Genomic DNA, 18,565 nt, shown 5'->3' with positions numbered 1-18,565 from the left:
TCGGCGCAGCTGGAAGGTATGGCCCATGGCTGTCGACTATGCGGTGATCGTGCTCTATTTGGCCGGAATGCTCGCCATGGGCTGGTGGGGAATGCGGCGCGCCAAATCCAAGAGCGACTTCCTGGTCGCGGGGCGCCGCCTCGGCCCCGCGATGTACTCGGGAACCATGGCGGCGATCGTGCTCGGCGGCGCGTCCACCATCGGTGGGGTCAGGCTCGGCTACCAGTACGGTCTGTCCGGCGCCTGGATGGTCTTCACCATCGGCCTCGGACTGCTCGCGCTGAGCATCTTCTTCTCGGCCCGGATCGCCCGGCTGAAGGTCTACACGGTCTCCGAGATGCTCGATCTGCGCTACGGCGGCTCCGCCGGGCTCATCTCCGGCGTCGTGATGTGGGCGTACACGCTGATGCTGGCGGTGACCTCGACCATCGCCTACGCGACCATCTTCGATGTGCTCTTCGGCCTGGACCGGTCGCTCTCGATCATCCTCGGCGGGGCGATCGTCGTCGCGTACTCGACGCTCGGCGGGATGTGGTCGATCACCCTCACCGACATGGTCCAGTTCGTCGTCAAGACGATCGGTGTGCTGCTGCTCCTGCTGCCGATCGCCGTCATCAAGGCGGGCGGCTTCGCCGAGATGAAGGCGCAGCTGCCGGACGACTACTTCGCGCCGCTCGGCATCGGCGGCCAGACGGTCTTCACGTACGTCCTGATCTACTCCTTCGGCATGCTGATCGGGCAGGACATCTGGCAGCGGGTGTTCACCGCGCGCGGCGACAAGGTGGCGCGCCTGGGCGGTACCGCGGCCGGTACGTACTGTCTGGCCTACGCACTGGCCGGTGCGGTCATCGGCACCGCGGCCAAGGTGCTCTACCCCCATCTGGGCAGCCCGGACGACGCCTTCGCGACGATCGTCAAGGACGCGCTGCCGGTGGGCGTGCGCGGGCTGGTGCTGGCCGCGGCGCTGTCCGCGGTGATGTCCACGTCCTCGGGCGCACTGATCGCCTGTGCCACGGTCGCCAACAACGACATCTGGGCGCGGGTGAAGGGCTTCGCCTCGGGGCGGCGGGAGGAATCCGCGCAGCCGCATGACGAGGTGCGCGGCAACCGGGTCTTCATCCTCCTCATGGGCGTCGCGGTCATCGTCATCGCGATCGCGCTCAACAATGTCGTCGAGGCGCTCACCCTCGCCTACAACGTCCTGGTCGGCGGTCTGCTGGTGCCCATCCTCGGCGGCCTGGTGTGGAAGCGGGGCACCGCCGCCGGCGCGCTCGCCTCGGTCGTGGTCGGCGGCGTGACCGTCATCGGCCTGATGATCACGCTCGGCGTCCTCGCCAACGAGCCGATCTATTACGGGCTGATCGCCTCGCTCGTGGCCTACCTGGCGGTCAGCCTGGCCACCAAGCCGACGGACGCGGCGGTGCTGGCCGCTTGGCGGGCGCGGCTGGCCGGGCGGCCGGACGCCGCTACGGACGCCGATCCGGTCGGGGGAGCGGCGCCGGCCACCCGGACTGCTGCCGAACCGTCCTGACCCCCCACTCCCGGCTTCTCCCGTTCGCCGCACGTCGTCCCCACCCCACGTCCTCCGCCCCACGTCCTCCGCCCCACGTACGCCCCGGCAAGGAAGGCAGCACGTATCCATGAGCACCACCCACCCCACGGCGAACCAGCACCGGCGCAACGGCGGCGACCTGGTCGTCGAGTCGCTGGCCGCACTCGGCGCGAGCACCGTCTTCGGACTGCCGGGGCAGCACGCGCTGGGGGTGTTCGACGCGCTGCGCCGCTCCGCGCTGCGCTATGTGGGGCTGCGGGTGGAGAACAACGCGGGCTTCGCCGCCGATGCCTACGCCAGGACCACGCACGGCGTCGCCCCGCTGCTGGTCTCCACCGGCCCCGGCGCGCTGATGACGCTGGCCGCGCTGCAGGAGGCGGCGGCCGGCTCGGCCGCCGTACTGGCCATCGGCAGCCAGGTGCCGCTGGCCGGGATCGGCGGCGGACGCCATGGCTATCTGCATGAACTCACCGACCAGAGCGCCTCGTTCCGGGGCGTGGTCAAGTCCGTCCACACGGCCCGTACCGCCTCGCAGATCCCGTCCGCGGTGGCCGCCGCCTGGGAGTCGGCGCTGAGCGCCCCGCACGGGCCGGTGTGGCTGGAGATTCCGCAGGATGTGCTGCTGGCGGAGGTGGACGTACCGCCGGTGACGCAACTCGACGCCACACCGGGGGAGTTGGTGCCCCGCCCCGAGCTGATCGCGGCGGCGGCGGACCGGCTGACGCAGGCCGGGCGGCCGGTGATCCTGGCCGGCGGCGGAGTCGTACGGGCCGGGGCCGAGGCGGAACTGCTGGCGCTCGCCGAGCAGCTGCGGGCACCGGTGGTCACCACCTTCGGCGGCAAGGGCGCCTTCCCGTGGGAGCATCCGCTCTCCCTCCAGTCCTGGCTGGAGGACCGCTACACCACGGCCTTCCTTGAGGACGCGGACACCCTGCTGGTCGTCGGCTCGGGGCTGGGCGAACTCTCCTCGAACTACCACACGTTCCGGCCGCGCGGCCGCGTCGTACAGATCGAGGCGGACCTCGGCAAGCTGGAGTCGAACCATGCCGCGCTGGGCATCCACGCGGATGCGCGACCGGCGCTGGCCGCGTTGGTCAAGGAGGTGGGGGAACGCGACGCCGGAGGCGTCGGCACCGCCTACGCGCCCACCCCCGAGGCCGCCGTCTCCGACCTCCTGGCGCGCGTCCGTGACCGTATCGCCGGACAGCACCTCGACCTGGAGCAGCAGGTCCTGGCCTCGGTGCGGGACGCGCTGCCCGATGGCGCGGTCAGCTGCTGGGACATGACGATCCTCGCCTACTGGGCCTGGTCCGCCTTCGATCCGCGGCGGACCAACGCCCTGCACTCCGCGCAGGGCGCCGGTGGCCTGGGATACGGCTTCCCGGCGGCGCTGGGTGTGGCCGTCGCCGACCCGGCGCGGCCGGTGCTGGCGGTCTCCGGCGACGGCGGCGCGATGTACTCGATCGCCGAACTGGCCACCGCCCGGCAGTACGACCTGCCGGTGACCTGGCTCATCGTGGACGACGGCGGCTACGGCATCCTGCGCGAATACATGACCGACGCCTTCGGCGAGGCCACCGCCACCGAACTCACCCGGCCGGACTTCGTCGCGCTGGCCGAGTCGTTCGGCGTCCCCGCGGTCCGTACGAGCCCGGAGCAACTGCGTACGGACCTGGCAGCGGCGCTCGCCGCCCCCGGCCCCTCCGTCGTCGTACTCCCGGCCCATCTGCGGATGTTCGCACCCACGCATCTGAATTCCTGACCCATGCTCCTGAGTTCCGGATCCACGCAGCCGATTTCCTGACGTCTTCCTGGCGATTTCTTAACCTGAACAAACTCCCCCTCAGGCCCCCGTCAAGATCACGTCAGGTGACCGCAAATCTCTCCCCGTGCTTCTTACCTCGCCGCACCGGGCGCTCGTAGCGTGCCCGGGACGAACCGGGAACAGCAACGGGGGAATGGCACATGTCATCCGAGCACTTCGAGGTACACCCCGAAGGCATACGGGAATTAGCGTCGGAGTTCCGCACCGCCGCGGAGGAGATCGACAGCCGGGTCAAGGGATTCGCCGCGCAGGCCGGCCGGATCGGCACCGCATTCGGGTTGTTGGGCGCGTGCACGGGAGTCACCTCCCAGTACACGGAGATGCTGAACCACACCGACGAGGGCCTGGTCGAACTCGCCGGACTGCTGCGGCATTCCGGCGCCGGCCTGGAGCACTCGGCCGCCAATTACGACGCGGTCGAATCGCACACGGTCTCCACGATGGACGGCCGGGCATGAGCCTCAACAGCTTTCTCGTCGACAAGATCACCCCGGTCCTGGAGATGCTGGACATCCCCTGGCCCGGCGGTGACCCGGAAACCCTCCGCGATCTCGCCGCCCGCTGGCACACCTTCGGCCAGGATCTCCACCAGACCGCGGAACACCTCAACGGAAAGGTGAACGCGGTCGTCGGCGACACCTGGAACGGCGCGGCGGCCGATTCCTTCAAGAAGCACTGGCAGCAGCAGTACAAGGCGCTCCAGGACACCTCTAAGAACTTCGCCGAGGTCCGTAAGGAACTCGACGCCTACGCGGACGAGGCCGAGGCGATTCTCAAGGAGATCGTCGAAATCGCCCTCGAAATCGCCGAGATGGAGTTGGCCGGCGCCCTGCTGACCGTGGTCACGGCGGGTATCTCGGACGTGGTGGCGACGGCCGCCTCCGGGGCGCGGGCGATGAAAATCATCAGCTTGGTGGAGAAGTTCGCGGCGCTGGCGAAGCGGGCTGAGATGGCCGTACAGAAACTGGTCGGCGATTCCAGAGTCCTCAAGCACCTGGTCAAGGGGCTGACCAAGCTTCTCGGAGATGCCCTCAAGAACACCGCAATGAACTACGCGGGCACGGTGGGTACGAAATTGGCCACGGGCAAGCCGAGCGAGGGGTTCGGCCTCGGCTGGCAGGATCTGCAGAACGCGGCGGTCGCGGGCACCGTGGCGGCCGCTCCCGGTGCGCTCGGCAAGGGGGTCAGCTCGGTCGGCAGGCACGCGGCGCCTGGTATGGCGGGCAAGATATTGAGCGGTGACGGGCTGACGGGAGGCGCCGCAACCGCGCAGAAGGTCGTCTCCGGTGCCGCGGGGAGTGCGGCCGGCACCGCGGTCGCGGAGCAGTTCGACCCGAATGCGTCGACGGTGGGCGCCGATACGGCGACGAGCGCCCTTACCGGCGGCTTGGGTGCGGCCCGCGGAAACCTCTATCCGGGCAAGAACGAGCCCAAGGATGTACAGGGGCAGATCCGCAACGGTTATGAGATCGGTGCGAACGGTATTACTTACGCAGAGGGGCGGCGCCGTCGAAACCACTATCAACAACGGCTCCGGTCTTCCGAAGGCAAGGGCCGAAATGACCGATGAAGACGGCGCGGTGGACCTTCCGGGCCAATGATGCGATCCGGAGCGGAAGGTGGCGGCGGGCATGTGGCCCTTTGGTAAGAACCAGCGCCGGGGCACCGGCCGCAGGAGGCGGATGGACGGAGCGCCTCCGCCGCCGCCCGTCACCTACAGGGTGTGGGCGGAGAAGTGGGACAACGTCCGTCCGGAATGGCGGGCGTTGCCGAAGTTCAACGACCTGATGGCCGCGCATAAACGTGTTCAACGCGCGCAGCCCTTCAACTATGGAGGCTATGCCTTCGACCACGCCACGGTCGGCGAGACCCCCGATCCACGGGGCTCGGAGCAGCCGGTGGAAGTGCTCCTCTGGCAGCTCACGCAGCACTACTCCGACCTGGGGCACCTCCAGTACGACCTGCGTTCGTCCGGTGTCGTCCTGTGGTTCCCCTATCGGCTCCCGACGTTCGGCGTATATCCCGAGAGCCCGCATTGGAAGCCGAGGATGAAGGACTTTTCGGCGTACACCGAGTACCTGCTCTTCGAAGGGGACGCGGAGGTGGCCGGGCTGCGTTTCGCCGGAACGAAGGTGGTGGCGGCCGATGCGGGGAGCGTGGCGGCGCTGATGACGCCGGAAGTGCTCGGACTTCCCCAACTGGGCGGCCGACATTGGCGTCTGGACGGAAATACCGCGATCGCCTGGTCCAAGGGCCACAAGAGCCCCGACATGCTGGCCGAAGCCGTCGTGGACATCTGCGCCATGGTCGCCGGAATTCCCCAGGAATTGCTGAACATTGCTGAACTTGGCCGCCGGGGCCGCCCAGGCACCCCAGGACCTGTCCGGCGGATCATGTGACCGCCCTGGGCTGAGTCGTCGGCGTGTTCATGGGTCGGGGAGATCCGACGAACGATGAATGGGCGCGGCTGCAGCCGCATCTACCGGAGTCCGGTCAGCGGGGTGGGCGTTGGGCGAGCCATCGCAGAGTGACAAACGGAATCCTCTTTCGACAGCGCACCGGGGTGCCATGGCGGGATCTGCCGGCGCGGTTCGGTAAAGGGAAGACCGTGTACGAGCGGCACAGAAGCTGGTCGGCGGACGGCATGTGGGACAAGGTTTACGCGGCCGTCCTGGCCGACGCCGACACGGAAGGCCGTATCGACCGGTCCATGGTGAGTATGGACTCGACCTCCTGCCGGGCCCACCAGCACGCCGCCGGGGCACGAGAGAGACCCCCGCGGTGCCGGGAAGAGACGCACGCCCCGGGAGCACCGCCCCGACGAGGGACTCGGACGCTCCCGGGGCGTCCTCACCTGCAAGAGCCATCTCGCCGGAGAAGGCGGGCGCCGCGCCTTGGCCCTGCTGATCACCCCCGGCCAGTAGGGCGACGCCCCGCAACTCATCCCCGTCATGGAACGTATCCGCGTCGGCCGCCTCGGTGGCGGGAGCCCCCGCACCCGACCGGACCATCTCGGCGGTGACAAGGCTTGCTCCTCCCGGCGCAACCGCTGCTACCTGCGGCGACGCCAGATCGAACACACCATCCCCGAGCCGCCGTTGCCGCGATCCGACTGTGGCTCAGGACGTGGTCGAACGGACGGAATTCAGAGCCACCGCTGTGCCGCCTCGACGCTGTCCCCACCACTGGTGTTGAACGCAATGGCGGCCTGGGGCGCATGGCGGTGGATCAGGTTCACGATCTGCTCGAAGAGCGGAAGCAGTTGCTCGGTCTTGCGGATCCCGCCGCCGACGACCACGACATCCCACGGGCGCTCGGTCAGCGACGCGACGAGGGTGGACTCGGCCGATTCATCGAACACGACCAGCGTCATGGCCGCGTCGATGCCGTGCTCGCCAAACCGGGCCAGCTCCGCATCGAGAGCCGCGCCAAGAGCCTCCCTGTCGATGCCGGGTATCGCCTGCGGGTCGTAACCAACAACAAGTACAGAAGACATGCGGTCAACCTACCGGGCCCTGCCCGATCGTGATCCGCCGGGCAGGCCCTGGCTCCCCGCACACGAACGGCCCGTGCCCAGGGGACGGGCCGTTAGCTGTTCACTCGCTACGGGCGAGGTGAGTACCGTTCTGGTGTCGAGCCTGAACGCACTCGGCCATCCCGAGCTGATCGCCACCGCGTGCGAGCGTGCGTCCTGGGCGTCCCGGCTTTCCGGCGATCCGGTCATGCCTGCGGTCGCGGACTGGATGCGGGCGTGGGACATGTGGGCCACGGCCGACCGCGCCGACTCCGGCAGCCGGCTGCCGGTCGATGACCGGCACTCGCTCACGTTCTCCACCGGAAACGTGGGCCGACCCGGCTGACGGCTCGATTTCCGTAGCGGCGACCTGCGAGCACTCCGAGCCGTCGCCCGCGGGGTGCGGTGCCGACTGCTCGAACACCGGACCCGACTGATCCGTCGCCCTGTGCCCGCTCCCCAACGGCTCTACTGTCGTTGGGGAGCGGAGGAGACTGACATGAGTGAATGGATCAGCCCACAGCACGCGGCGACGGTGTCCGCCTACCGCAAGAGCGTTGATGCGGGCAGCCACCCCCGCCCACCCCGTAGCAAGTGGGGCAAGCATCGGCAGCGCCGGTGCTCCGGATGCGTGATGGTGGTGGACACGGCGACCGGAACGCCCTACACGGTGGCCTGCGCTTGCCCGAGCGGGCCCGCATAGGAGTGCGTTTGCTCCGGGTGTGTCCGAATGTTCGGAGGAAGCAAACGGTCGCCGCCTGTGGGCCCTTGTGGCCCGGTCAGCAGGACCCGTCGGCGCGGCCCTGGCGCGCCGCCCCGCTCACCCGCCCCTGTACCAACCGCGACAGCGACGCGTGCACGTCCTCGACCGATCGGTCCGGCTGGAAGGACTGCCAGTCCAGGGCGGCCACCAGGACCATGCCGAGGAGGGCGGAGGCGGTGAGGGGGATGTCGAGTTCTTCGGTGAGTTCGCCGGTGCGGACGGCGTCGCGCAGGACGGACTCGACGACCGTCAGTGCCCGGCCGCGCACCGACATCAAGGTGGTGCGCCAGGTGCGGTTGGTGCGCCAGAGTTCGGCGACGTAGAGCTGGGTGAGGGCGGGGGAGCGGGCGATGAAGTCCAGGCCCGCGCGGATCATGGCGTCCAGGGCGTCGACCCGGGTGCCGCCGCGGGCCGCTGTGGTGTCGGCCGCCTGCCGCAGCGAGTCGGTGAGCAGATCGATACCGTCGCGCAGCAGCTCCTCGTAGAGGACGTTCTTGCTGGGGAAGTTGTAGTAGACGGTGCCTTTGGCGACGCCTGCGCGGTCGGCGATCTCGTCGACGGTGGTGGCGGAGAAGCCCTGTTCGGCGATGAGGGTGACGGCGGCGTCGAAGAGCCGGCGCCGGGTCGATGCGCGGCGGGGGCCGGGGGCGGCCCCGGGGGCGGTGCCGTTGCCGGCACCGCCCCGTCGGTCTGAGCGAACGCTCATGCCGAGACTCCCCCAGCCTTCGGCCGGGGGGACCCCCACGCGCGCTCGGCTTCGCATGCGCTCAGTGCGCACCTCTCCATGGTGAGCTCACTTCGTTCGCTCACAGGCTGAGCTCCGGATGCAGATCCTTCATCCGTACGACCTGCCGGCCGCGCGCCGCGAGTGCGGTGAGGGCCAGCGCGCCGAGGGTGAACGCCGCGAGGACCGCGCAGCCCTGCCAGACGACGGTGACATCGCCGCCGGTGATCAGGCGGCGCAGGCCGTCGACGACGTAACTCATCGGCAGGAAGGGGTGGATGGCGCCGAAGAACCCGGGGCTGGTCTGCACCGGGTAGGTGCCGCCCGCCGAGGTCAGCTGGAGCATCAGGACGACCAGGGTCAGCACCCGGCCGGCCGGTCCGAAGAACGCGCTCAGCAGCTGGATGATCGCCGTGAAACACGCCGTGGCCAGCAGCAGGAAGCCGATGGTGGCGCCCGAGCGGGCCATCTCCAGGCCGAGGCCCCAGTGGAGTACGGCCATCAGGGCCAGCACCTGTACGGCGCCGATGGCGAAGGCCGGCAGCCATGAGCCGAGCGCGATCCGCCAGCCGGGGGCGCCCGCGGCCAGTGCGCGCTTGCTCAGCGGCTGGAGCAGCATGAACGCGACCATCGCGCCGACCCAGAGGGACAGCGGGATGAAGTACGGCGCCAGGCCGGTGCCGTAGTTGGGCGCCTTGTGCAGCGACTTGGCGGCCAGCTCGACGGGGTCGGCCATCACCTCGGTGCGGGCGTCCCGGTCCTTCTTGTCGTAGTCCGGGATCTTGGCGACGCCGCTGTGCAGCCCGCTCGCCAGCTGGTTGGAGCCGTCCTTGAGCTTGAAGAGACCGCCGGTGAGCTTCTCGGCGCCGTCCTTGGCGTCGCCGAGCTTGTCGTGCACCTGGCCCGCGCCGTCGGCCACCTTGCCGGTGCCGTCGGCGAGCTGACCGGCACCGTCGGCGAGCCGGCCGGTGCCCGCGGCGATCTTCCCGGCACCGTCGGACACCTGGTGGGCGCCGCTGTTCAGCTGGTTGATCTTGGCGACGGCGGCCTCCAGGTCCTGCTGGGAGGTCGGCGCGCGCTCGGCGACCAGGTTGGCCACCCGCTCAAGGGTGTGCAGATCGCCGGTCAGCCTGTCGATGTCGGAGGAGTGCGACGCGACGATGGAGTTGACCTTTTCCGCCGTGTCGGCGGCCAGTTCGGTGGCGTCCTTGGCCCGCTTCAGCGCGGGGCAGTCGGGGTCCAGGCCGACGGCGCCGGAACAGCGCTGTTCGTACATCTCGGCCAGCTGGTCGGCCGACTCACGGGCGTCCTGGGCGGCCTTGGAGGTGTCCTGCGGCAGCTTGCGGAGGTCGGCGGCGAGGGCGCGGGAGGCGTCGGCGACCAGCCGGGCCTTCTCGCCCAGGTCCTTGGCGTACTTCTTGAGGACCGGACGGGCCTTGCCAGCCGCGTCGTTGGCACGGTCGGCGAGCTGCTGGGTGCCGTCCGCGATCCGGCGGGCGCCCTGGCTGAGCTCCAGCATCTTGGAGCGGGCGGTGCCGACGCCGTTCTTCAGGTCCTCGGCGCCCTGGTGTGCCTTGCCCGCGCCGTCGCTGACCGCCCCGGCGCCCTTGCCGAGCTTGCCGAGGCCGTCCGCGAGTTCGCCGGAGCCCTTCTTGGCCGAGCCGACGCCCTTGTCGAGCTTGCCGGCGCCGTCGGCGGCCTTGGCGGTCTGGTCGTGCAGGTCGGAGAAGGACACAAAGATCTTGTCGAGCATGGCCCGCGACGACGTCGCCGAGGTCTTGGCGCGGAGCTCGGAGAAGACGGTCTTGGAGATCGAGCCGACGACGTAGTTGTTGGCGTCGTTCGTACGGACCTGGAGCGCACCGGTCTGCGGGTCGTCACCGGAGCTGGAGGCGATCCGCTGGCTGAAGTTCTTCGGAACGGTCAGGGAGAGGTAGTACGTGCCGTTCTCGACGCCCTTGGCGGCGTCCGCGGCGCTGACCTCCTCCCAGTTGAAGGTCTTGCTGTCCTTGACCTTCTCGGCCAGGTCGTCGCCCGCGGTGATCTTCTTGCCGTCGGCGGTGGCGCCCCGGTCGTCGTTGACGAGTGCCACCGGGATCTTGTCCAGGCGGGCGTAGGGGTCCCAGAAGGAGCAGAGGTAGAGCGCTCCGTACAGCAGGGGGATCAGCATCAGGGCCACCAGGCCCAGCCGGGGCAGCTTTCCCCTGCCGAAGCGCCTGAGCTCAAGCGCGGCCAGTTTCGGCGAACGCATGCGCCGCTTCCTCCTTGGGAGTGTGGGGGTGGGGGTCGGCCGGCTCGTCCTCGCCGGGTGCGGGGGTTGCGCTGTCCGCGGGCGCGGTGCGCACGATCAGGGCGTCCGAGGGGGCGTCGCTGCCGGTGGCCACCACGGTGGTGCCCTCCAGCGCGAGGTCCCGCAACAGCTGCCAGGCCAGGGCCCGTTCGGCCGCGGACAGCTTGAGGTCGACATCGTCGACGGCCAGCAGATGCGGGCCGTGCATGGCCGCGAGCGCGATCGACAGCCGCAGCGCTTCGAGCCGTTCCAGATCGCGGACGGTCGTACGCAGGCCCTTGGGCAGGGTCTCGGGGTCGAGCCGGGCGGCCGCGAGGGCGGCGTCGAGCCGGGCCCGGGTGGTCTCCTTGTGGCGCTTGCCCCAGGGGAGCGCGCCGCTCAGGGATCCGTTGAGGCGGTGGCCCAACAGGGCCTGTTCCTGGAGGTGTTCGCCGACGGTGAGGGCCGGTTCGAGGTCGGCGACGCCCGGTACGTGGGCGATGGCGGTACGGCTGCGCACCGTACCCATCCGCTTGGGCAGCGGGAGGCCGGCGACCGTCGCCTCGCCCTCGGTGATCCGCATCCGGCCGGTGAGAGCCAGCAGCAGACAGGTGCGACCGGAGCCCGAGGGGCCCTGGACGGCGATCAGCGCGCCCGGATCCGCGGTGATGTCGACGCCTCTGAAGGCCCACCCCCGTGGGCCCTCCACTCCGATCCCTCTGGCGTTGACCGCCGCCCCCTGGCGGGTGGTGTTCACAAACACCCCTCCCCTTTTGATCTGACTGGTCAGTCTAAAAGTGTGCCGCACGAATGGCTCGTTGACAAAAAACGGGCGGAATCGGTCGCCCCGCCAGGACATCCCGCCGACTGGCTGACTCCCCCCTGCGTGCGGACCTAGGGTCGAAGACGCTTGTGATGTTGAAGGTGACGTCCGTGCCGAAGGCGCGGTACGGGCCGCGTACGTACGACGGAGAACCATGGAGCACTCGGAACCCCACCCCGTGGACCGGCCACCGCGGCAGCCGGCGGAGCAACGGCCCGGGCCCGTGGCCCGCCGCTCGCGCAAGGCGGTCGCCCCGCTGGTCGCGGGGGCGCTGGTCGCGGTCCTCGCGCCCGTATCGGCCTCGGCCTCGGCGCCGATGCCCACCCCGGGGCCACAACCGGCCCACACCGCACACGGATCCTGCACCAAGGGGCCCGACGGCGACGGCTGGACCGCCACCGCCACCAGGATCGACACCAAAGACAGCCACCACGCCTTCGTCGGCAACGGCTATCTGGGGCAGCGGGTGCCGCCCAACGGCACCGGATACGCCGCGCCCGGCGGCGAGACCGGCTGGCCCCTCAAGACGCCCGAATACGACGGATCGTTCGTCTCCGGGCTGTACGCCAAGGGGCCCAGGAACGTCGAGGGCCGGCAGGCCATCGCCGCGATCCCCACCTGGACCACCCTCGATGTCGCCACCGGCGGCCCGCACCCCGACACCTTCTCCTCCGCCACGAAGCCCGGCCGCATCTCCCACTACCGCCAGACGCTCTCGCTGCGCTGCGGCTTCGTCCGTACGTCGCTGACCTGGACGGCCGCCGACGGCCGCACCACCGACCTGGTCTACGACGTGCTCGCCGACCGCAACGACGCGCACACCGGTGCCGTACGCCTGCGGATGACGCCCCACTGGAGCGGATCGGCCACGGTCACCGACGCCCTCGACGGACGCGGCGCCCGCCGGATGACGCCCGCCGCCGGCCGGTCCGGCGCCGGCGGCAAGGAGACCGGCCGCACCATGGACGTCGCCTTCCGTACGGACGGGACGAAGACCGAAGGCGCGGTGGCCTCCACCCTGCGCACCGGTCCCGGGGTTCGCGCCGGCCGGATGTCACCGGCCCCGCAGGCAAGCGGGTTGAGCAACCGGCGGCAGCTGACGTTCCCGGTCCGCAGCGGCCGCTCGTACGAGCTGACCAAGTACGTCGGCGTGGACACCGCGCTCACCTCCCGCTCCCCGCGCGCCGCCGCCGACGCCGCCTCGCGCCGGGCCGCGGACCGCGGCTGGGACGCCCTGTTCGCCCGGCACACCGCCGCCTGGCAGCGGCTGTGGCGCAGCGACATCGAGGTGAAGGGGCAGCGCGAGCTGCAGTCCTGGGTGCGCTCGGCGCAGTACGGGCTGCTGTCCTCCGCGCGCGCCGGCGGCGACAACAGCATCGGACCCACCGGCCTGACCAGCGACAACTACGCCGGCGAGATCTTCTGGGACGCCGAGACCTGGATGTACCCGGGCCTGCTGGCGAGCCACCCCGAACTCGCCCGGTCGATCGTCGACTACCGCTACAAGACCCGGGCCGGGGCCCGCGCCAACGCCAGGAAGCTCGGCTACGACGGGCTGTTCTACTCCTGGACCAGCGGCAGCAAGGGCGATCTGTGGAACGAGTGCCACAGCTGGGACCCGCCGCACTGCAAGACCCAGAACCATCTGATGGGCGATATCTCCCTCGCCGCCTGGCAGTACTACCTCGCCACCAAGGACACCGCCTGGCTGCGCTCACGCGGCTGGCCGGTCCTCAAGGGCATCGCCGAATTCTGGGCCTCGCGAGCCACCCGTAACACCGACGGCAGCTACTCCGTCAAGAACGTCGCCGGGCCGGACGAGTACAGCAACGGCGTCACCGACGGTGTGTTCACCAACGCCGGCGCCGCCACCGCGCTGCGACACGCCACCCGCGCCGCCGCCGTCCTCGGCGAAAGGGCGCCGGCCGCCTGGCAGACCATCGCCGACAAGCTGCGGATCCCCTACGACAGCAAGAACAAGGTTTTCGAGCAGTACGCCGGTTACCGGGGCACGACCATCAAGCAGGCCGACACCGTGCTGCTGATGTATCCGCTGGAATGGCCGATGTCGCGGCGGCAGGCCTCCGCCACGCTGGACTTCTACGCCGCGCGCACCGACCCGGACGGCCCGGCCATGACGGACTCGGTGCACGCCATCGACGCGGCCGGGATCGGCGAGGCCGGCTGCTCGACGTACACCTATCTGCTGCGGTCCATCAAGCCGTTCGTCCGCGGGCCGTTCGCGCAGTTCTCCGAGGCGCGCGGCGAGAAGGCCGGCGCCGAGGACCCGCACGCCGGCAGGCCCGCCCAGGACTTCCTCACCGGCAAGGGCGGCTTCCTGCAGACCTTCACCCAGGGGCTGACCGGGCTGCGGCTGCGCGAGGACACGGTGCGTCTCGACCCGATGCTGCCGCCGCAGCTGTCCGACGGCGTCACGCTGCGCGGTCTGCACTGGCAGGGGCGGACGTACGACGTGGTGATCGGTGCGCACCAGACCACCGTGCGGCTGACCGCCGGTGCGCCGATGCGGATCGAGTCGCCGGAGGGCGAGCGGGTGATCAGCCGGGGCGTGCCGGCCGTGCTGAAGACCCGCCGCCCGGATCTGGCGGCGACCTCCAACGCGGCCCGCTGCACCCGGGCCACGGCGACCTCGGACGAGCCCGGGATGTACCCGGCCGCCGCGGTGGACGGCAATACCACCACCGCCTGGGTGCCCAACGCCGCCACCGGCACCCTCACCGTCGACCTCGGCCGGATCACCCGCGTCGGACAGATCACCCCGCACTGGAACGCGACCCGGCCCCGGCACTGGAACGTCCAGGTCTCGCAGGACGGACAGCACTGGTCAGGGACCGGATACGCGGGTCGCACCCCGGCCCGGTACGTACGGGTCGTGGTGGAGGGTGACCGGACCCCGGCGGCCAAGGGGAAGCCCGCGCCGCATCCGGGGATCGCGGAGCTGACGGTGGAGCGGGTGAAGTGATCACGCGCCGGCGCCGGCCGACCGCCGGCGCCGGCCGACCGCCGGCGCCGGCCGACCGCGGCCCGGACGCTGCCCGGACCGGCCGGTGAATTGTTGCGGCGGGATGAAATCCGCTCCCCGCGGTGTTGGTGCCTTGCGGTAAGGCGTCGATGCGTGGGAGGCACCGGGTGGCGGGGACGGATACGGAACGAGTGGGCTGGGCGCGGCGACTGACCCGCGACTGCTGGCAGTACAGGAAAGATGTGCTGCTCGCCCTCGGCTCCTCGCTCGCCGGGATGGCCGTGATGGCCCTGGTCCCGCTCGTACCGAAGCTGATCATCGACGATGTCATCGTCCAGCACGAGCGCTCCCTCGCCCCCTGGGCGAGCCTGCTGATCGCCGCCGCCGTCGTGGTCTACGTCCTCACCTACATCCGCCGCTTCTACGGCGGCCGGCTCGCCCTGGACGCACAGCACGATCTGCGGACCCGGATGTTCGGTGCGATCGCCCGGCTCGACGGCCGGCGGCAGGACGAGCTGAGCACCGGCCAGGTCGTCGGCCGCGCCACCAGCGACCTTCAGCTGATCCAGGGCCTGCTGTTCATGGTCCCGATGATGATCGGGAACGTCCTGCTGTTCGTGATCTCGCTGATCGTGATGGCGGTGCTGTCGCCGCTGCTCACCGTCGTCGCGCTGGCCGTCGCCCCCGCCCTGTGGTTCATCGCCAAGCGCAGCCGCACCCGGCTCTTCCCCGCCACCTGGTACGCCCAGGGGCAGGCGGCCGCGGTCGCCGGTGTCGTGGACGGCGCGGTCTCCGGCGTCCGGGTCGTCAAGGGCTTCGGGCAGGAGGAGCAGGAGACCGGCAAGCTGCGCGAGGTCGGCCGCCGGCTGTTCGCCGGGCGGCTGCGCACGGTCCGGCTCAACGCCCGCTACACCCCCGCGCTACAGGCCGTACCGGCGCTGGGCCAGGTCGCGATGCTGGCCCTCGGCGGCTGGATGGCCGCCCGGGGCCAGGTCACCCTCGGTACCTTCGTCGCCTTCTCCACGTATCTGGCGCAGCTGGTCGGACCGGTCAGGATGCTGGCGATGATGCTCACCGTCGGGCAGCAGGCGCGGGCCGGTGTGGAGCGGGTCTACGAGCTGATCGACACCGAACCGTCGATCGAGGAGCGGCCGGATGCGCGCGAGCTGCCCGCGGACGCCCCGGCCACCGTCGAGTTCGACCGGGTCACGTTCGGTTATGGACGGCCGCACGACGACGGGGAGAGCGAGGGCCACCGCCCCGTCCTCGACGATTTCTCGCTGCGCATCGAGGCCGGTGAGACGGTCGCCGTGGTCGGCACGTCCGGCAGCGGCAAGTCCACCGTCTCGCTGCTGCTGCCCCGCTTCTACGACGTCTCCGCGGGCCGCATCCTGGTCGGCGGCCACGATGTACGTGACCTGACGCTGGAGTCGCTGCGGGCGGCCATCGGCCTGGTCCCCGAGAGCAGCTTCCTGTTCTCCGACTCCGTACGCGACAACATCGCCTACGGCCATCCGGACGCCACCGACAAGGAGGTGCGCGCCGCGGCCCGCGCCGCCCAGGCCGACGGCTTCATATCCGAGCTTCCCGAGGGCTATGACACCAAGGTCGGCGAGCAGGGACTGACCCTGTCCGGCGGCCAGCGGCAGCGCGTCGCCCTGGCCCGCGCCATCCTCACCGACCCCCGGCTGCTGGTCCTGGACGATGCGACCTCCGCGGTCGACGCCCGGGTCGAGCACGAGATCCATGAGGCGCTGCGCGGCGTGATGGCGGGCCGTACGACCCTGCTCATCGCGCACCGCGCCTCCACCCTGGCGCTCGCCGACCGGGTCGCCGTCCTCGACGGCGGGCGGCTGGTCGACATCGGCACCCAGGAGGAGCTGGAGGACCGCTGTCCGCTCTACCGCAAGCTGCTGACCGACCCGGAGGAGCTGGGCGGTGTGGAGCGCGACCCGGCGGGCGAGCTGGCCGGCGCCTTCGACGGAGAATTCACCGCCACCGGGCTGCTGGAACGGGCACCGGACGCCGTCGGGCGCGCCGAGCTCGACGGTGAGGCGGAGGACGCGGCGGAGCGGGCCGGGACGGTCGGCGCCATCACCCCCGAGCTGTGGGTGCGCCGGGAGCAGGACGCCGAGGCGGGCGCGGCCGACGTGGCCCCTCGCACGGCCGCCGCCGGGCCCGGAATCGCCGCGACGATGGCCGGCACGCCCGGGACGCCCGAGCTGCTCGCCCAGGTCGCCGCGCTGCCGCCGGCCACGGACACCCCCGACATCGACGAGGACCGCGCCGTACGCCCCGAGCGCGCCTACGGGCTGCGCCGGCTGCTGCACGGCTTCGGCGGGCCGCTGGCCGTTGCGCTGGCACTGGTCGCCGTGGACGCCATCGCAGGGTTGTTGCTGCCGGTACTGATCCGGCAGGGCATCGACGAGGGCGTCCGCCGCGGCGCCTTGGTCGGCGTCTGGACGGCCGCGGTGCTCGCCCTGATCGTGGTCCTCGTCCAGTGGGCGGCGCAGATCGGTGGCAACCGCATGACCGGACGCACCGGCGAGCGGGTCCTCTACTCCCTCCGCCTCAAGATCTTCGCGCAGCTCCAGCGCCTCGGCCTCGACTACTACGAGCGCGAACTGACCGGCAAGATCATGACCAGGATGACGACCGATGTTGACGCTTTGTCGACATTTCTGCAGACCGGCCTGGTCACCGCCCTGGTCTCGATGCTGACCTTCTTCGGCATACTCGTCGCGCTGCTCGCCATCGACATCCAGCTGGCCCTGGTCGTCTTCGCCACCCTTCCGCCGCTCATCATCGGCACGTACTTCTTCCGCAAGCAGAGCGTGAAGGCCTACGAGCTGGCCCGCGAGCGGATCAGCACCGTCAACGGCGACCTCCAGGAGAGCGTGGCCGGACTGCGGATCGTCCAGGCGTTCCGGCGCGAGCGGCGCGGCCAGGAGCGGTTCGCCGCCCGCAGCGACGCCTACCGCCAGGCCCGGATCCGCGGCCAGTTCCTGATATCCGTCTACTTCCCGTTCGTCCAGCTGCTGTCCTCGGTGGCGGCGGCGCTGGTGCTGATAGTCGGGGCCGACCGAGTCGGCTCCCACACCCTCACCGCCGGCGCGCTGGTCGCCTATCTGCTCTACATCGACCTGTTCTTCGCCCCCGTCCAGCAGCTCTCCCAGGTCTTCGACGGCTACCAGCAGGCGTCCGTCTCCCTCGGCCGCATCCAGGAGCTGCTGCGCGAGCCCACCACCACCCCGGCCGCCGAACAACCCCGCGAGGTGCCCGCGCTGCGCGGCGACATCGCCTTCGACGATGTGCACTTCCACTACGGCGAGAGCGGCGAACCGGCGCTGGCCGGCATAGACCTGACCATCCCCGCCGGCCAGACCGTGGCCTTCGTCGGCGAGACCGGCGCCGGCAAGTCCACCCTGGTCAAACTGGTCGCACGGTTCTACGACCCATCATCGGGCGCCGTCCGTATCGACGGCACGGATCTGCGCGAGCTGGATCTGACCGGCTACCGCCACCGCCTCGGCGTGGTCCCCCAGGAGTCCTACCTCTTCGCCGGCACGGTCCGCGACGCCATCGCCTACGGCCGCCCGGACGCCACCGACGCCGAGGTGGAGGCCGCCGCCCGCGCGGTCGGCGCACACGCCATGATCGCCACGCTCGACGGCGGCTACCTCCACGAGGTCGCCGAACGCGGCCGCAACCTCTCCGCCGGCCAGCGCCAGCTGCTGGCGCTGGCCCGGGCCGAACTCGTCGACCCGGACGTGCTGTTGCTCGACGAGGCCACCGCGGCCCTGGACCTCGCCACCGAAGCCGTCGTCAACCAGGCCACCGACCGCCTCGTCGGCCGCCGCACCACCCTCGTCGTCGCCCACCGGCTGACCACCGCGGCCCGCGCGGACCGGGTCGTGGTGCTCGACCACGGCCGGATAGCCGAGGACGGTAGCCACGCCCAACTCCTCGCCCGCGGCGGCCGCTATGCGGAGCTGTGGCGCACCTTCACCGGCGAGGAGGAGCTGGTGGCCTGAGGCCCCGGCGGCCGTCCCGCGAAGATCCGCCGGACGGCCCTCGGGGCTGGTGGTCCCCCCGTAGCGCCGATAGGTTCA

The 18,565-nt window shown here is 70.7% G+C and carries 11 protein-coding genes and 2 pseudogenes; 9 read left to right on the top strand and 4 right to left on the bottom strand.

Annotated elements, in window-relative coordinates; genetic code table 11:
* The first annotated feature begins 25 nt into the window (after positions 1-25).
* The 6 genes and pseudogenes from KI385_RS17080 to KI385_RS17055 form a co-directional block, all read left to right on the top strand.
* Positions 26-1,531, top strand: coding sequence for a sodium:solute symporter family protein (locus KI385_RS17080; RefSeq protein WP_238573060.1), 1,506 nt, complete (start codon positions 26-28; stop codon positions 1,529-1,531).
* Positions 1,532-1,640: 109 nt separating this feature from the next.
* The gene (locus tag KI385_RS17075) at positions 1,641-3,314 is read left to right on the top strand and encodes a thiamine pyrophosphate-binding protein (RefSeq protein WP_238573059.1); all 1,674 of its coding nucleotides are present in this window, start codon (positions 1,641-1,643) and stop codon (positions 3,312-3,314) included.
* A gap of 203 nt (positions 3,315-3,517) precedes the next feature.
* Positions 3,518-3,835 carry a type VII secretion target gene (locus KI385_RS17070; RefSeq protein ID WP_238573058.1) on the top strand — a complete coding sequence of 106 codons (318 nt, stop codon included), beginning with the start codon at positions 3,518-3,520 and terminating at the stop codon, positions 3,833-3,835.
* A complete protein-coding gene (locus tag KI385_RS17065; RefSeq protein WP_238573057.1) occupies positions 3,832-4,947 on the top strand; it encodes a WXG100 family type VII secretion target in 1,116 nt (371 codons plus the stop codon). The genes KI385_RS17070 and KI385_RS17065 overlap by 4 nt, the downstream gene beginning before the upstream one ends.
* A gap of 112 nt (positions 4,948-5,059) precedes the next feature.
* Positions 5,060-5,776, top strand: a complete 717-nt coding sequence (locus KI385_RS17060; protein ID WP_238573056.1) for a hypothetical protein — start codon at positions 5,060-5,062, stop codon at positions 5,774-5,776.
* 29 nt (positions 5,777-5,805) lie between these two features.
* Positions 5,806-6,520 (top strand): annotated as a pseudogene (locus KI385_RS17055) (IS5 family transposase); the annotation flags it as partial.
* 2 nt (positions 6,521-6,522) lie between these two features.
* Here the strand turns inward: KI385_RS17055 and KI385_RS17050 are convergent.
* Positions 6,523-6,873 (bottom strand): hypothetical protein, encoded by a 351-nt coding sequence (locus KI385_RS17050; RefSeq protein WP_238573055.1) that lies wholly within the window; start codon positions 6,871-6,873, stop codon positions 6,523-6,525.
* Between the two features lie 136 nt (positions 6,874-7,009).
* Between KI385_RS17050 and KI385_RS17045 the strand changes: the two are divergent.
* Positions 7,010-7,165: pseudogene (locus KI385_RS17045) on the top strand (helix-turn-helix domain-containing protein); the annotation flags it as partial.
* 505 nt (positions 7,166-7,670) lie between these two features.
* On the opposite strand, the gene KI385_RS17040 reads toward KI385_RS17045, so the two are convergent.
* From KI385_RS17040 to KI385_RS17030, 3 genes are all read right to left on the bottom strand, one after another.
* The gene (locus KI385_RS17040; RefSeq protein WP_238573054.1) at positions 7,671-8,360 is read right to left on the bottom strand and encodes a TetR/AcrR family transcriptional regulator; all 690 of its coding nucleotides are present in this window, start codon (positions 8,358-8,360) and stop codon (positions 7,671-7,673) included.
* Between the two features lie 100 nt (positions 8,361-8,460).
* Positions 8,461-10,629 (bottom strand): YhgE/Pip domain-containing protein, encoded by a 2,169-nt coding sequence (locus tag KI385_RS17035; protein ID WP_238573053.1) that lies wholly within the window; start codon positions 10,627-10,629, stop codon positions 8,461-8,463.
* On the bottom strand, positions 10,601-11,404 hold the full coding sequence (locus tag KI385_RS17030; RefSeq protein WP_238573052.1) for an ATP-binding cassette domain-containing protein: 804 nt from the start codon (positions 11,402-11,404) through the stop codon (positions 10,601-10,603). The genes KI385_RS17035 and KI385_RS17030 overlap by 29 nt, the downstream gene beginning before the upstream one ends.
* A 220-nt stretch (positions 11,405-11,624) precedes the next feature.
* Between KI385_RS17030 and KI385_RS17025 the strand changes: the two genes are divergently transcribed.
* Together KI385_RS17025 and KI385_RS17020 are read left to right on the top strand one after the other, a co-directional pair.
* Positions 11,625-14,453, top strand: a complete 2,829-nt coding sequence (locus KI385_RS17025; protein ID WP_238573051.1) for a discoidin domain-containing protein — start codon at positions 11,625-11,627, stop codon at positions 14,451-14,453.
* A gap of 149 nt (positions 14,454-14,602) precedes the next feature.
* Positions 14,603-18,487: an ABC transporter ATP-binding protein gene (locus KI385_RS17020; protein WP_238573050.1), complete on the top strand. Its 3,885-nt coding sequence runs from the start codon at positions 14,603-14,605 to the stop codon at positions 18,485-18,487.
* Positions 18,488-18,565 lie beyond the last annotated feature (78 nt).

Source organism: Streptomyces inhibens (genome assembly GCF_022221585.1).
Taxonomy (GTDB): domain Bacteria; phylum Actinomycetota; class Actinomycetes; order Streptomycetales; family Streptomycetaceae; genus Streptomyces; species Streptomyces inhibens.
This window is presented reverse-complemented; position numbering and strand designations above follow the sequence as displayed.